Source organism: Methylobacterium sp. 092160098-2 (genome assembly GCF_028920805.1).
GTDB lineage: Bacteria > Pseudomonadota > Alphaproteobacteria > Rhizobiales > Beijerinckiaceae > Methylobacterium > Methylobacterium fujisawaense.
In genome coordinates this window covers 5,145,967-5,160,552 of record NZ_JAQPZJ010000001.1, presented here as the reverse complement: position 1 = coordinate 5,160,552, position 14,586 = coordinate 5,145,967, and the positions used below count along the sequence as shown (strand labels likewise).

The 14,586-nt window shown below is 71.8% G+C and carries 12 protein-coding genes and 1 tRNA gene; 8 read left to right on the top strand and 5 right to left on the bottom strand.

From position 1 onward, the window contains the following. Positions 1 to 7 precede the first annotated feature (7 nt). On the top strand, positions 8 to 2,128 hold the full coding sequence (gene glgX / locus PQI07_RS24270) for a glycogen debranching protein GlgX (protein ID WP_043356664.1): 2,121 nt from the start codon (positions 8 to 10) through the stop codon (positions 2,126 to 2,128). 25 nt (positions 2,129 to 2,153) lie between these two features. Here glgX and PQI07_RS24265 read toward each other — a convergent pair whose 3' ends face one another. Both PQI07_RS24265 and PQI07_RS24260 read right to left on the bottom strand, forming a co-directional pair. Continuing rightward, entirely contained in the window at positions 2,154 to 3,098 is a 945-nt protein-coding gene (locus PQI07_RS24265) for a ribose-phosphate pyrophosphokinase (RefSeq protein WP_043356665.1), read from the bottom strand. A 169-nt stretch (positions 3,099 to 3,267) separates the two neighbouring features. After that, a complete protein-coding gene (locus tag PQI07_RS24260; RefSeq protein WP_043356667.1) occupies positions 3,268 to 3,504 on the bottom strand; it encodes a DUF4170 domain-containing protein in 237 nt (78 codons plus the stop codon). 169 nt (positions 3,505 to 3,673) lie between these two features. Between PQI07_RS24260 and PQI07_RS24255 the strand changes: the two genes are divergently transcribed. Beyond that, positions 3,674 to 4,078 carry a hypothetical protein gene (locus PQI07_RS24255; RefSeq protein ID WP_043389428.1) on the top strand — a complete coding sequence of 135 codons (405 nt, stop codon included), beginning with the start codon at positions 3,674 to 3,676 and terminating at the stop codon, positions 4,076 to 4,078. A gap of 25 nt (positions 4,079 to 4,103) precedes the next feature. Here PQI07_RS24255 and PQI07_RS24250 read toward each other — a convergent pair whose 3' ends face one another. The 3 genes from PQI07_RS24250 to PQI07_RS24240 all read right to left on the bottom strand — a co-directional run bounded on the left by PQI07_RS24250 (position 4,104) and on the right by PQI07_RS24240 (position 5,945). Beyond that, entirely contained in the window at positions 4,104 to 4,376 is a 273-nt protein-coding gene (locus PQI07_RS24250) for a hypothetical protein (RefSeq protein ID WP_043356670.1), read from the bottom strand. A 210-nt stretch (positions 4,377 to 4,586) separates the two neighbouring features. After that, positions 4,587 to 4,679: transfer RNA gene (locus PQI07_RS24245), tRNA-Sec, on the bottom strand. Positions 4,680 to 4,817: 138 nt separating this feature from the next. Further along, positions 4,818 to 5,945 (bottom strand): oxidoreductase, encoded by a 1,128-nt coding sequence (locus PQI07_RS24240; protein ID WP_274927570.1) that lies wholly within the window; start codon positions 5,943 to 5,945, stop codon positions 4,818 to 4,820. Positions 5,946 to 6,303: 358 nt separating this feature from the next. Here PQI07_RS24240 and PQI07_RS24235 point away from each other — a divergent pair, with 358 nt between their 5' ends. The 6 genes from PQI07_RS24235 to PQI07_RS24210 all read left to right on the top strand — a co-directional run bounded on the left by PQI07_RS24235 (position 6,304) and on the right by PQI07_RS24210 (position 14,583). Further along, complete coding sequence (locus PQI07_RS24235; protein ID WP_446720970.1) at positions 6,304 to 8,637, top strand: sensor histidine kinase NtrY-like; 2,334 nt, start codon at positions 6,304 to 6,306, stop codon at positions 8,635 to 8,637. After that, positions 8,634 to 9,998 (top strand): nitrogen assimilation response regulator NtrX, encoded by a 1,365-nt coding sequence (gene ntrX, locus PQI07_RS24230; RefSeq protein ID WP_274927568.1) that lies wholly within the window; start codon positions 8,634 to 8,636, stop codon positions 9,996 to 9,998. The genes PQI07_RS24235 and ntrX overlap by 4 nt, the downstream gene beginning before the upstream one ends. A gap of 200 nt (positions 9,999 to 10,198) precedes the next feature. Further along, positions 10,199 to 10,450, top strand: coding sequence for an RNA chaperone Hfq (gene hfq / locus PQI07_RS24225; RefSeq protein WP_007563033.1), 252 nt, complete (start codon positions 10,199 to 10,201; stop codon positions 10,448 to 10,450). Positions 10,451 to 10,729: 279 nt separating this feature from the next. Beyond that, complete coding sequence (gene hflX / locus PQI07_RS24220; protein WP_043389440.1) at positions 10,730 to 12,154, top strand: GTPase HflX; 1,425 nt, start codon at positions 10,730 to 10,732, stop codon at positions 12,152 to 12,154. Continuing rightward, on the top strand, positions 12,154 to 13,479 hold the full coding sequence (locus tag PQI07_RS24215) for an adenylate/guanylate cyclase domain-containing protein (protein ID WP_043389442.1): 1,326 nt from the start codon (positions 12,154 to 12,156) through the stop codon (positions 13,477 to 13,479). Before hflX ends, PQI07_RS24215 begins: the two co-directional genes overlap by 1 nt. A gap of 177 nt (positions 13,480 to 13,656) precedes the next feature. After that, complete coding sequence (locus tag PQI07_RS24210; protein WP_051976367.1) at positions 13,657 to 14,583, top strand: putative selenate ABC transporter substrate-binding protein; 927 nt, start codon at positions 13,657 to 13,659, stop codon at positions 14,581 to 14,583. Positions 14,584 to 14,586 lie beyond the last annotated feature (3 nt).

Genomic DNA, 14,586 nt, shown 5'->3' with positions numbered 1-14,586 from the left:
GCCCCACATGATCGCCGTCGATGACGGGGTGCCGGCGCCGCTCGGCGCCCATTTCGACGGGCGCGGCGTCAACTTCGCCCTCTTTTCCGAGCACGCCACCGCGGTCGATGTCTGCCTGTTCGAGGCGGGGGAGCGGCACGAGACCCGCACGGTGCGTCTGCCCTGCCGGACCGACGACGTCTGGCACGGCTACCTGCGCGGCGTGCTGCCGGGCCAGCTCTACGGCTACCGGGTGCACGGCCCCTGGGATCCGGCGTCCGGCCACCGGTTCAACGCCTCGAAGCTCGTCCTCGACCCCTACGCCCGGGAGATCCGCGGCCGGATCCGCTGGCACGATGCGCTCTACAGCCATCGCCGGGGCGGGCGCGAGGACCGGATCGACCGGCGCGACAGCGCGGTCTACATGCCGAAATGCGTGGTCACCGCCCCGGAGGTGCCCGATCTGGCCCTCACGCCGGTGCGGCGGCCGCTGGCCGAGACGGTGGTGTACGAGGCGCACGTCAAGGCGCTGACCCGCACCCATCCCGACATCCCCGAGGCGGAGCGCGGCACCTACGGGGCGCTCGCCCACCCGGCGATCATCGAGCACCTCGTCAGGCTCGGCGTCACCGCCCTGGAGCTGCTGCCGATCCACGCCTTCGCGGACGACCGCTTCCTGGTGGAGAAGGGGCTCGTCAATTTCTGGGGGTATCAGCCCCTGGGCTACTTCGCCCCGGAGCCGCGCTACCTGGGGGAGGGCGGCCTCGGCGGCCTGAAGGCGGCGATCCGGGAGCTGAACGCCGCCGGGATCGAGACCTGGCTCGACGTGGTCTACAACCACACCGCCGAGGGGGACCACACCGGCCCGACCCTGTCGTTCCGCGGCATCGACAACGCCAGCTACTACAAGCTCGATCCCGCCGACCCGCGCCGCACCATCGACTGCACCGGCTGCGGCAACACCTTCGACGCGAGCCATCCGCGGGTGATGCAGCTCGTGCTGGATTCCCTGCGCCATTGGGTCACCGCCTACGGCATCGCGGGCTTCCGCTTCGACCTGGCCTCGAGCCTCGGGCGCGCGCCCTTCGCCTTCACCCCGCAGGCGGCCTTCTTCCAGGCGGTGGCGCAGGATCCGGTCCTCGCCCGGGTGAAGATGGTGGCCGAGCCCTGGGACATCGGGGAGGGGGGCTACCAGCTCGGCGGCTATCCGCGCGGCTGGAGCGAGTGGAACGACAAGTTCCGCGACGCCGCGCGGGGCTTCTGGAAGGGGGATTCCGGCACGCTCGCCAAGGTCACGCAGGGGCTGACCGGCTCGCGGGAGGTGTTCGCCCCGTCCCGTCGCTCGCCGCTGGCCAGCGTCAACTTCATCGCCAGCCACGACGGCTTCACCCTGGCCGACACGGTGGCGTACGAGCAGAAGCATAACGAAGCCAACGGCGAGGACAACCGCGACGGCCATAACCACAACGTCAGCCGCAACTACGGCGTCGAGGGCGACACCGACGACACGGCGATCCTGGCTCTACGCGCCCGCCAGAAGCGCAACATGCTGGCCACCATGATGCTGGCCCAGGGCGTGCCGATGCTGCTGATGGGCGACGAGCGCTCCCGCAGCCAGGGCGGCAACAACAACGCCTATGCCCAGGACAACCCGACGAGCTGGATGGACTGGAGCGTCGATCCGGATCCCGCCCTCACGGATTTCGTCGCCAACCTGCTGGCCCTGCGCCGCGCCCAGCCGGCCCTGCGGCGGCGGCGCTTCTTCACCGGCGCGCTGATCGACCCCGACGAGCCCCTGCGCGACGTGCACTGGCTCTCCCCCGAGGGCACCGAGATGGAGGGCCGCCACTGGTCCGACGACGGGCTCCAAGTGTTCGGCATGCAGATCGGCAACGACGGCGATCCGGGCGACCGCCTCCTGATGCTGTTCAACGCCGGGGAGGGCGCCGTCCCGTTCCGCCTCGCCCCGGTGGTGGGCGGCCCCTGGACGCCGGTCTTCGACACCGGCGAGCCCGCGGGCGCCCGCGCGCCCGGCACGCCGGCCGTCGAGTCCGGGGCCGCCGTGCCGCTGCCGGGCCGCACGGTCCTCGTGCTCACCGCGCCGGGGACGGAGACCGGAAACCGGGGCGGCTGGGTGCCGGAACGCTAAGGGGCAGAAGCCCCCCGCGGATCCGTCAGTCGAACAGGCTGGAGACGCTGGATTCCGTCGCCGTGCGCCCGATCGCCTCGCCCAGCAGCGGCGCGATGGTGGCCACGCGGATGTTGCGGGCGAGCTTGACGGCCTGCGTCGGCTGGATCGAGTCGGTGATCACCAGCTCCTTCATCCGCGAGGCGGCGATGCGCGAGACCGCGCCGCCCGACAGCACGCCGTGGGTGATGTAGGCCGAGACGTCCTTGGCGCCGGCATTGAGCAGGGCCTCGGCGGCGTTGACCAGGGTGCCGCCCGAATCGACGATGTCGTCCACGAGGATGCAGGAGCGGCCCTCGACCTCGCCGATGATGTTCATCACCTCGGACTCGCCCGGGCGCTCGCGGCGCTTGTCGACGATGGCCAGCGGGCAGTCGATCCGCTTGGCGATGGCCCGCGCCCGCACCACGCCGCCGACGTCGGGCGAGACCACCATGCGGTTGTCGCCCGGCAGCCGCTCCTTGATGTCGCGCACCATCACGGGGGCGGCGAACAGGTTGTCGGTGGGGATGTCGAAGAAGCCCTGGATCTGGCCGGCATGGAGATCGAGGGTCAGGACGCGGTCGGCGCCCGCCTCGGTGATGAGGTTCGCCACCAGCTTGGCCGAGATCGGCGTGCGGCCGGAGGTGCGCCGGTCCTGCCGCGCATAGCCGAAATACGGGATCACCGCCGTGATGCGCCGGGCCGAGGATCGGCGCGCGGCGTCGATCATGATCAGCAGTTCCATCAGGTGGTCGTTCGCCGGGAACGAGGTCGACTGGACGATGAACACGTCCTCGCCGCGCACGTTCTCCTGAAGCTCGACGAAGATCTCCATGTCGGCGAAGCGCCGGACCATGCACTTGGCCAGCGGCAGTTCGAGATAGGCCGCGATCGCCTCGGCCAGGGGCCGGCTGGCATTCCCGGCGATGATCTTGATCGAGGATTTCATGGGCGGCCGCTCACTCGCGGCCGGACCTTACCGCCGCTCTTGTCCAGACCGGTCTCCCGAGGAGCCGGAACGATCCGATGACGGGCGAGGCTCTTAGCAGCGGGCAGGAACTGTCACAATGCCTTCACGGCCGCCCAGCACTCGCCGCCGACAGGTACTGCGGCGGCGCTCAGGGAGCCGGCGGCTCCAGCAGGCGGTGCAGGTGCACCACGAAATAGCGCGTCTGCGCGCTGTCGACGGTGGCCTGGGCCTTGGCCCGCCACGCGGCCTGGGCGGAGGCGTAGTCCGGGAAGATGCCGACGATGTCGAGGCCCTTGATGTCCCGGAACCGGACCCCGTCGAGATCCTGCAATTCACCACCGAAGACCAGGTGCAGCTTCTGGTCGCTGTCGATCGCCGTCGCCATGGCCTCTCCTCACGTTTCTCCGCGGCGCTCGCAAATGGCGGGCCTCCGGTCAAGCCTGCATGGTCGCAGCCGAGCCCTGAACCCGCCGCAGGTCTGCGCGGCGGCCGGGTTCCGGGCGCGGCGCCGCGCCGGATGCGCAACCTCGGATGCGTCATGCTACGAGCGGACCATGACACGCCGACCTCTCGCTTTCCTCGTCCCCGTCGCGGTGACCGTCAGCCTCAGCGCGGCGCAGGTTCTGGCGCAGCAGGCGCCCCGGGCGCCCCGCGCCGCCGGATCCGACAGGAGCGCCCCCGACCGGCGGGGCGGGCCACCGGTGATCGGCTGCCCGTCGCTCGCCAATTACCGGATGCTGATGCGGGACGGCGCGGCGGCGGCCGCGGCGCATCTGGCCGATCCCAAGGCGGACCATCTCGGCTGCTCGGCGCTGGCGCGCACGGAATTCACCGGCATCGTCGACAAGGTGACACTGGGCGGCCAGAGCTACGATTGTGCCGGCGTGCGCGGCACCACGGCCTGCCACTGGATCGCGCCCGGGACGATTCCCGAGACGCCCGCGCCGGCCAAGCGCTGACCCCGACGGGTCTCTCGGTCCGGCCTCAGCGCAGGTGGCCGCTGGCGCGCAGATCCCGCTCGACCGCCTCGTGGACGGCCTGGAGCGGATTGTCGTTGATGGCGGCGGGGGGAAGCAGCGGCGTCATCGCGGCGGGCCGCGTGTCGAAATCCGGCAGGATCGCGGATTGCGGCGCCGGCGGGCGCACCGGCACATCTGCCGGCATGCGTGCCGGCAGATGTGCCGGCATGCGCGCCGCGAGGGTCCGCAGCGCCTCACGGGCGCCGGAGGGCAGGAGCGTCACGAGTCTGTTCAGCATGGCCGGCCTCAACGCGCACGGCCGGCCGGGGCCGGCGGGAACGGGACGGTGGCGGCGGAACGGTTCTTCACGGGGACACCAGCACGGGATCGGTCGCGGGAAACGAACCGGCCCCTCCACAGTTCCGACAGATCAGTATTGCCAAATTTTCGGCGCGTGTCGCCTGGATACAGGCGAACACTGATTTGTCGGTTGAGGCAGTCTGAAGAATGGCGGAAGCGGATGGGAATCGAACCCACCGTACGCTGTTGGCGTACCGCTGGTTTTGAAGACCAGGAGGGCCACCAGACCCCGTTCGCCTCCGCCACCGGGGTTACGGGCCGCCGCCGGACGGGTCAAGGTCCAGGATGCCGGCAGGCGGGCGTGGCGGCAGGCCAGCGCGCAAAGGTCGCGGGCCGGGGTCGGGGTCGCGGGTCGGGGTCGCGGGTCGGGGGCTGCGGGTCAGGGATCCAGCTCGTCCGGCGCGCGCGTCAGGCGGACCGAGGTCCCGGTTCGCGCCGACATGAGCGCCGCCTCGAGGCAGGCCATCACCCGCACGGCCTCCAGCGCCTCGGTCTGGTCGACCGGGGTGCGGGCGATCGCCCCGGCCACGGCGCGGTAGAATGCGCGCTGGTCGCCGGCCAGCGCCGGTGCGCGCGCCACCCGCCCGGTCGCGTCGTGGATCTCCAGCCCGTCCGGATCCGCGCCCCAGCCGGCGGCCCCCGGCTTCACGCCGGCCAGCAGCTGCTGCTCTTGGATGTCGGGACGGTGTTTGATCAGGCTGCCGGCCTCGCCGTGCACCAGGAAGCGGGGCGATCCGCCGGCGGCCAGCATGCTGGCATGCAGCACCACGCGCAGGCCCGGATAGTCCAGCACCGCATGGGCCCAATCGTCGGCCTGCGCGCCGGGGCGGAGCCGCGCCAGATGCGCGCTCACCCGATCGGGCAGACCGAAGAGCCGGAGCGCCTGGTCCACCAGATGCGGACCGAGATCGTACCAGATCCCGCTGCCCGGGCCGGACCCCTCCCGCCAGCGGTCGCGGACCTCCGGACGGAACCGGTCGAAGTGCGATTCGAAGTGCCGGACGCGGCCGATGCGCCCCTCCGCGACGGCTTGGCGGACGCTGAGATAGTCGCTGTCCCAGCGCCGGTTGTGGAAGACGCGCAGCAGCCGCCCCCCGTGCCGCGCCGCGGCGGCCAGCCCGCGCGCCTCGGCGAGGTCGAGGGTGAAGGGCTTGTCGACCACGACGTGCTTCCCCGCCGCCAGGGCGGCCCGCGCCAGGGGCGCGTGGGTGTCGTTCGGGGTGGCGATCACGACGAGGTCGACGGCCTCCGCCGTGGCCACCGCGACCGGATCCGCCGACACCCTCACGTCGGGCAGGTCGGCCCGGACCCGGGCGGGCGCGCTCGAGCCGACCAGCCGGAGGTCGAGTTCCGCCACGGCGCCGATGAGCGGGGCATGGAAGGTCCGGCCGGAATAGCCGTAGCCGATCAGACCGACCCTGATCCGTTGCCCTGCCTGCATGCCGCGCCCCCGGCTCTCCGGGGCGACGCCGAGACCCGCCGCACCCGACTTCTGGCCCCCCGGCACCGCCGGTCCCAGCGCGCCACCCTACACCCCGCAGTCCGCGCGTGGCTGGACCGGCCGCGCGCCGCGCTCCGGAGGACGCGGGCGGCCACCGGGACCGGGGCCCGCGGTCCGGACTGTGGTCGTGGCGGTCGCATGCGACGGATCGCGCCGCCGATCCGCCGCCCGGAAGCCCGGATTCGTATTAATTCCGCCACACTGTTGTGGCCCTGCACCAGTCATGCCGTTCCTGAGACGCCCACGGACAGAGGAAGGCTCCACGCCGGCACCCGAGAGGGCCGGCGACGGGGCTGGCCAAGACGTGGCTCAAGGGGCGGCTGAAGCCGCTGGCCAGCAGGCCGCGGACCAGCGGGACGCGGGTATGCCCGCGGGTTCGGACGCGCCCCCGCCGTCCGGGACGCCCCTGGCGGAATCCCTGCAGCCCGGCCCGCGCGGTCCGGGCTGGATCGGCGCGGCCATGGTGGTCACCGCCCTGGTCTCGGCGCTGGCGACCTTCCTGATCCTGGCCGGGGTGATCCGGGTGACGCCGACGCCGGCCTACGGCGTGACCCTGCTCGCCATCAACGCCGCCCTGGTGCTCGGGCTGGCGGTCATCATCGCCTGGGAGGCGCGGGTCTTCCTGCACGCCCGCAAGGCCAATGCCGCGGTGGCGCGGCTGCACACCCGCATCGTCGGCCTGTTCAGCCTGATCGCGATCCTGCCGACGATCCTGCTCGCCGTGGTGGCGTCCGTAACGATCGACCGGGGCCTGTCGCTGGGCTTCACCGACCGGGTCCGCGACGTGGTGCTGAAATCCGTGGAGGTGGCCGACGCCTACCAGGAGAACCAGTGCCAGAGCCTCGCCCGGGAGATCCGCATCCTCGCCGACGACCTGACCCGGGCCCGGCCGAATTTCGACGTGAACCGGGACTGGTTCCAGACCTTCCTGACCACCCGGGCGACCAATCTCGGCCTGCCGGTGGCGCAGATCATGCGCGGCCCCACCGAGGTGGTGGCCCGGGCCAAGATCGACGTCCTGAAGACGAACCGCCTGCCCTCGGCGGCGGCCTTCGAGGACGCGGCCAACTCGGCCGACCCGATCTGCCTCCTGCCCACCGAGGGCCGGGTCTTCGCCGCGCTCCTGCGCATGCCGGCCTACGACGACGCCGTGCTGATGGTGCAGCGGGAGGTGAGCCAGCTCGCCATCGAGTTCCCCGGCGTGTCCCGGGCGGCGGCGGCCGAGTATCTCACCTACGATTCGCTGCGCCGCTCGATCCAGATCACCTTCGCGTCGGTGTTCCTGCTGATCGCGCTGATCGCGCTGCTCTCGGCCGTCTGGTTCGGCATGAACTTCGCCAACCGGTTCGTGGCGCCGATCCGGCGGCTGATCAACGCCGCCGACCAGGTGGCATCGGGCAACTTCTACGCCCAGGTGCCGACCAAGAAGACCAGCGGCGACCTCGCCCATCTCGGCGAGAGCTTCAACAAGATGACCCAGGAGCTGCGCCGCCAGCATGCCGGCCTGATCGCGGCGAGCGACCTGATCGACACCCGCCGCCGGTTCACCGAGGCCGTGCTGTCGGGGGTCTCGCCCGGGGTGATCGGCCTCGACGCGGCGGGCTTCGTCACCATCGCCAACCCGGCCGCCGAGCGGATGCTCGATCTGCCGAGCGACGCCCTGGTCGGCCAGCCGCTGGCCCGCGCGGTGCCCGAACTCGCCCCCGTGCTCGCCGAGAGCGAGGCGCGCTCGCGCAGCCTGCAGCAGCAGCAGATCCAGCTCACGCGCTCCCGGGGCGAGCGCACCATCACGGTGCGGGTCACGAGCGAGCAGGCGCAGGGCGCGTCCCGGGGCTCGGTGGTGACGCTGGACGACATCACCGACCTCGTCCAGGCGCAGCGCAGCTCCGCCTGGGGCGACGTGGCGCGCCGCATCGCCCACGAGATCAAGAACCCGCTGACCCCGATCCAGCTCTCGGCCGAGCGGATCCGGCGCAAGTACGGGAAGGTCATCACCGCCGACAAGGAGGTGTTCGACCAGTGCACCGCCACGATCGTGCGCCAGGTGGACGAGATCAAGCGCATGGTCGACGAGTTCTCGGCCTTCGCGCGGATGCCCAAGCCCGCCATCGCGCCGAACGACCTCACCGAGATCGCCAAGCAGAACCTGTTCATGATGCGGGTCGCGCATCCGGATATCGACTTCGCCTTCTCGGCCCAGAGCGGCGCCGGGGGATCCGAAAAGATCGTGGCGGCCTTCGACATCAGGCTGCTCAGCCAGGTGATCACCAACATCCTCAAGAACGCCGTCGAGGCCGTGGCCGAGGTGCCGGAGGCCGAGCTCGGCAAGGGCAAGATCGCCTTGAGCCTCGCCGTCGAGGACGGCTTCGCGGTGATCGCCGTCACCGACAACGGCAAGGGATTTCCCGCCGAGGGGCGCCAGCGGCTCCTCGAGCCCTACATGACCACCCGCGAGGGCGGCACCGGGCTGGGGCTTGCCATCGTCAGCAAGGTGCTGGAGGAGCACGGCGGCGGGATCGAGCTGAACGACAATCCCGCCGGCCGCGGCGGCCAGGTGCGGATGCGGGTCCCGCGCGAGCACGGGCCCGAACCGTCCGGCGCGGGTCCCGACCCCAAGACCCCCGAGACGAGTCCCGTCACGACAGAGGAGAAGGGCGCCGCACCGACGGCCCCCCGGATCGCGGAGATGCACGCATGAGCGCCGATATCCTGATCGTCGACGACGAGGCCGACATCCGCGACCTCGTGGCCGGGATCCTGGACGACGAGGGCCACCGCTGCCGCACGGCCGGCGGCTCGGACGAGGCGCTGGCCGCCATCGAGGCGCGCCGGCCGCACCTCGTCTTCCTCGACATCTGGCTGCAGGGCTCCCGGCTCGACGGCCTGCAGGTGCTCGACCTGATCAAGGCCGCCAATCCCGACCTGCCGGTGGTGATGATCTCGGGCCACGGCAACATCGAGACCGCGGTCTCGGCCATCAAGGCGGGCGCCTACGACTTCATCGAGAAGCCGTTCAAGGCCGACCGGCTGATCCTCGTGGCCGAGCGGGCGCTGGAAGCCTCCCGGCTCCGGCGCGAGGTCCGCGACCTGACGGCGCGCTCCGGCGCCACCGACCGGATCGTCGGCACGTCGCTGGCCATCAACCAGCTGCGCCAGACCCTCGACCGGGTGGCGCCGACCAACGCCCGGGTGATGATCACCGGGGCCTTGGGCTCCGGCAAGGAACTCGCCGCGCGCAGCCTGCACAAGGCCTCGGCCCGGGCGAACGGCCCCTTCGTGCTGCTCAACGCGGCGGCGATCCTGCCCGAGACCATGGAGGCGGAGCTGTTCGGGGTCGAGGGCGAGAGCGGCCGCCGGGTCGGCGCCCTGGAGGAGGCGCATGGCGGCACCCTCTACCTCGACGAGGTCGCCGACATGCCGCGCGAGACCCAGAACCGGATCCTGCGCGTCCTCGTCGACCAGAACTTCCAGCGGGTCGGCGGCACGACCCGGGTCCATGTCGACGTGCGGATCATCTCGTCCTCCTCCCGGGACCTCCAGGAGGAGATCGCGGCGGGCCGCTTCCGCGAGGACCTGTTCCACCGCCTCTCGGTGGTGCCGATCCGGGTGCCGGCCCTGTCGGAGCGCCGGGAGGACGTGCCCGAGCTGATCCAGTTCTTCATGGACAACATCTCGTCCCAGACCGGCCTGCCCAAGCGTCGGATCGCCGAGGACGCCATGGCGGTGCTGCAGTCGCACAACTGGCCCGGCAACGTCCGCCAGCTCAAGAACAACGTCGAGCGGCTGATGATCCTGACTCAGGCCGACCCGGAGCAGGAGGTCACCTCCGAGATGCTGCCCTCCGAGATCGGCGCCCTGGTGCCGACCACCCCGGGGGGCGCGGGCGGCGAGAAGCTGATGAGCCTCGCGCTCCGGGAGGCCCGGGAGATCTTCGAGCGGGAATACCTCGTGGCGCAGATCGCGCGGTTCTCGGGCAACATCTCCCGCACCGCCGAGTTCATCGGCATGGAGCGCTCGGCCCTGCACCGCAAGCTGAAGTCCCTGGGCATCGGCCCGTGAGGCTCCGGAGCCGGGGCGCGCGTTGAGGGCGGGGCCGATCCGTCACGGATCGGCTGGAACGGGGGTTGCTTGCGCCCACGCTTTCACGGCGTCATGGTATTTGTATACATGGGCCCTGGACCGGGTGTTCGGACGATCCGGCCGGCGGCATACGACTCATCCCGGACGGAGCGATCCGGGACAACAAGAAGGCTAAGAAGATGGCGGGCGAACGCGCACAGAACCTTCAGGACACGTTTCTCAACCATGTCCGCAAGAACAAGATCCCCCTGACCATCTTCCTCGTCAACGGCGTCAAACTGCAGGGCGTCGTGACGTGGTTCGACAATTTCTGCGTGCTGCTGCGCCGGGACGGGCATTCGCAGCTGGTCTACAAGCACGCGATCTCCACGATCATGCCGGGCCATCCGGTGCAGCTGTTCGAGCCGGACGAGACCGCCGAGAAGGCGTGAGGGCTCGTCGCCCCGGGCGCCCGGGGCGAGGCCGGCGGATCGGACCGACCGAGGCCGCTGCCGAAGCTGGGACCGGTCCGGGGCTGTCGCCCGGGGCGAGGGCGGCCTCCGGACCGGTGCCGCCGCGCGGCCTGGTTCCCGATGCCGTCGCGGATATCCGCCACCGCCCCGGCCCGGCATATTGACCCGGCATCTTGGCTGAGGTCGCCCGCATCCCCATTCTGTCGGATCCGATCTCTCCAACGAAGCCGCCGGCCTCCCGGCGGTCACAAAGGCTGCATGAGCGAGACGCTGACGTCCGGCGAAGCCCGCCTCCAGGCGCAGGCCGCCCCCGAGGGCGAGATCGCCGCGGCGACCCACACCCTGGTGATCGGCCCCTATCTGGCCCGCGGCGCCTCGGGGGCCGGGCAGGGGGGCGGGCAGGGGGCCGCCGCGCCGTCCCGCTCCGTGGAGGCCCGCCTCGACGAGGCCACCGGCCTCGCCGCGGCCATCGAACTCGACGTGGTCGAGAGCCTCGCCGTCAGCCTGCCGCGGATCCGGCCCTCGACCTATCTCGGCAAGGGCCGGGTCGAGGAGATCGCCGGCCTGATCCGCGCCCGGGAGATCGGCCTCGTGGTGATGGACTGCGCCCTGTCGCCGGTGCAGCAGCGCAACCTGGAGAAGGCCTGGGGCGCCAAGGTCATCGACCGCACCGGGCTGATCCTGGAGATCTTCGGGCGCCGCGCCTCGACGCGCGAGGGAACCCTTCAGGTCGAGCACGCCCACCTCGCCTACCAGAAGTCACGTCTCGTCCGGTCCTGGACCCACCTGGAGCGCCAGCGCGGCGGCTTCGGCTTCCTGGGCGGCCCCGGCGAGACCCAGATCGAGGCCGACCGGCGCATGATCCAGGAGCGCATGACCCGGATCGAGCGCGATCTCGACGCGGTGGTCCGCACCCGCGGCCTGCATCGGCAGAGCCGGGCGCGGGTTCCGTATCCGATCGTGGCGCTCGTGGGCTATACCAACGCCGGAAAATCCAGCCTGTTCAACGCCTTGACCCGGGCCGAGGTCACCGCCAAGGACATGCTGTTCGCCACCCTCGATCCCACCGCCCGGGCGACCAAGCTGCCCCACGGCGAGACCGTGATCCTGTCCGACACGGTGGGCTTCATCTCCGACCTGCCGACGCCCCTGATCGCCGCCTTCCGGGCGACGCTGGAGGACGCCATCGAGGCCGACGTGCTGCTGCACGTGCGCGACGTCAGCCACGTCGATTCCGAGGCCCAGGCCGAGGATGTCGGCGAGGTGCTGCGGGAGCTCGGCATCGAGACCACGGCGGACCGGATCATCGAGGTCTGGAACAAGGCCGATCTCCTCGACGACGACGAGCGCACGCGGCTCCTGAACCTCAGCGGCCAGGCCAAGGCCCGCAACGACCGCGACAGCGCCGCGCCGGTCCTGGTCTCGGCGGTCACCGGGGAGGGGCTCGCCGCCCTGACGGCCCGGATCGAGGCGCGGATCGGGCGCAACCGCGCGAGCTTCGCGGTGGCGCTGCCGCCGGAGGACGGGGCGGCGCTCAACTGGCTGTACGAGAACGCCGAGATCCTCGACCGCCGGTCGGAGGCCGACGGCACCCTGCATCTCGCGGTCCGGATCGCCCCCGAGAAGGAGCCGCGCTTCCTCAACCGCTTCGCGGCGGCCCGGCGCCTCGGCCGGGGCGGTTGATGGCCTCCGGCAGCTTCGGCAATCCACCGCTTCCCGGCCTGCAGACCATGCGGGCGCCGGCGGCGGGCCGGGCGGATCCGGGATCGGACGACGAGGCGGTGCTGCGGGCCATGCAGGCCGGCGGCGGCCTGCGCCTGCTCGGCCTGCGGATCGTGATCGTGCTGGTGCTGCTGATGGCGGCCCAGGCCTATGACGGCTCGCTGCATGCCCTGAGCCACTGGCTCATCCTCGGCTTCTACGGCCTCGGCACGGTCTGGTTCGGTCTCCGGGAGCGGGGCGGCGGCCCCGCGGCCAACGTCTACAGCTGGGCCGGCACCGGGCTCAACGCCGGTCTCGCCGTCTACGTGATCATCGAGCACATGCTGGCCGGCGGCGGGGCCGGTCTCGGCGCCGACGCGGTGAGCCGCCTGCCCGCCTTCCTGCTCCTGCTCCAGACCGGCCTGAGCATGCGGGTGGCGCAGACCCTGCTGTTCTGCGGCGTGGTCACCCTCTGCTGGAGCGCGGCCTTCCTGGTCGGGCTGCTGCATCCGGACCTGTTCCCGAACGCCGAGACGTTTCCGACCGCGCAGCTCACCGGGCTCGCCACCTTCATGGCGGCGGGCCTCCTGGTGGTCGACGGCATGATCCGCCTGCGCGCGGCGGTGGCGCGGGCCCTGCGCATGGAGCACGAGCGGGCCCAGCTCGCCCGCTTCGTGCCCGACACGGTCGCCCTCGATCTCGCCGCCGAGGACGGGGATTCCGGCCTCGGCATCCACCGGCGCCACGCCTGCCTGATGATCCTCGACATCCGCGGCTTCTCGCGGCTCTCCCGCGAGCATCCGCCGGAGGCCATGGTCACGGCCCTGCTGGCGGTCCGGGCGGCCGCCCAGGCGGCGGTGGCGGAGCAGGGCGGCCTCGTCGACAAGTATATCGGCGACGCGGTGCTGGTGCAGTTCGTCGTCGGCCACCCCGACGCCCAGGCCCGGGCGGCGCTTGCCTGCGCCCTGTCGATCCGCGACCGGATCGCCGCCCTCAACGCGTCCCGCGCCCGGGAGGGGCTGTTCCCCCTGCGGGTCGTGGTCGCCCTGCACGCGGGCGACCTCCTGGTCGGGGTCTTCGACGACGGGGTGCGGGCCGAGTACACGGTGCTGGGTCCGGCGATGAACGCCCTGGCGCGGATCGAGACCCGGGCCAAGGCGGCCGAGATCGAGCTCGCCGCCTCGGGGGATTTTCTGGATCTGCTCGGCGGCGTGCTCCCGGCCGGGATCCGGGCCGTGCCGGTGCCGGACGCCGCCCTGCCGGAGCCCCTCACCCTGGCGGCGATCACGGTGGCGCCGGGCGCCTGAGGCGGCCCGGGCAGGACCGGGACTACGGCACGCCGATCGCATTCGGTCTCGCCCGGCCGCTTCCGACGCCGCAGGGCGCCGGAATCGCGCGGATTGAGGCTGGCGGGCCGGGCGTCTTCTGCTACGTCCGCCGGATTGTCAGCCCACCGTGCGTGGGCACGGTGCCACGAGGAAACGATGCTGGGATCGAAGCGGGGATCGAAGCGGGAATCGGGATGGTTGGGGCGGCTCGCCCTGGGAGCCCTGGCGGCCCTGGCCGGCGCCGGGCCGGTGCGGGCGCAGGAGACGGCAGCCCCGAAGGCGCTCCCGCCCCTCGTGTTCACCGGCATCCCCGATCAGGACGAGAGCCGCCTGGTCGAGCGCTTCGGCAAGGTCGCCGCCTATCTGGAGGCCAAGCTCGGCGTGCCGGTGCGCTACATCCCGGTGAAGAGCTACCCGGCGGCGGTCACCGCCTTCACCAACGGGCAGGTGCAGCTCGCGTGGTTCGGCGGCTTCACGGGCGTCCAGGCGCGCAAGGCCGTGCCGGGCGCCCAGGCGATCGCGCAGGGCGCCGAGGACGCGGCGTTCAAGACCTACCTCATCGCCAACGCCGCCACGGGGCTGAAGCCCGACAAGGCCTTCCCGAAGGACATCGCGGGCAAGACCTTCACGTTCGGCGCCCGCGCCTCGACCTCCGGGCGGCTGATGCCCGAGTATTTCATCCGGCAGGCCTTCCCGGGGCAGAGCCCCGAGCAGGTCTTTGCCCGGGTCGGCTTCTCGGGGGATCACAGCCGCACCATCCAGCTGGTCCAGTCCGGCGCCTTCGCGGTGGGCGCCGTCGACTACTCGGTCTGGGACCTCGACGCGAAGGCCGGCAAGGTCGACCGACAGGCGGTCTCGGTGATCTGGGAGAGCCCGGCCTTCCCCGACTACCAGTGGACCGTGCGGGGCGACGTGGAGCAGACCTACGGCGCCGGCTTCACCGAAAGGCTGCGGGGGGCACTCGTCGGCATCACCGACCCGGCGATCCTGGAGCCGTTCGGGCGCTCGAAGTTCATCCCCGTGACCAACGCCGCCTACGAGCCCCTCGTCGCGGTCGGACGCTCCACCGGCCTGCTGGACTGACGT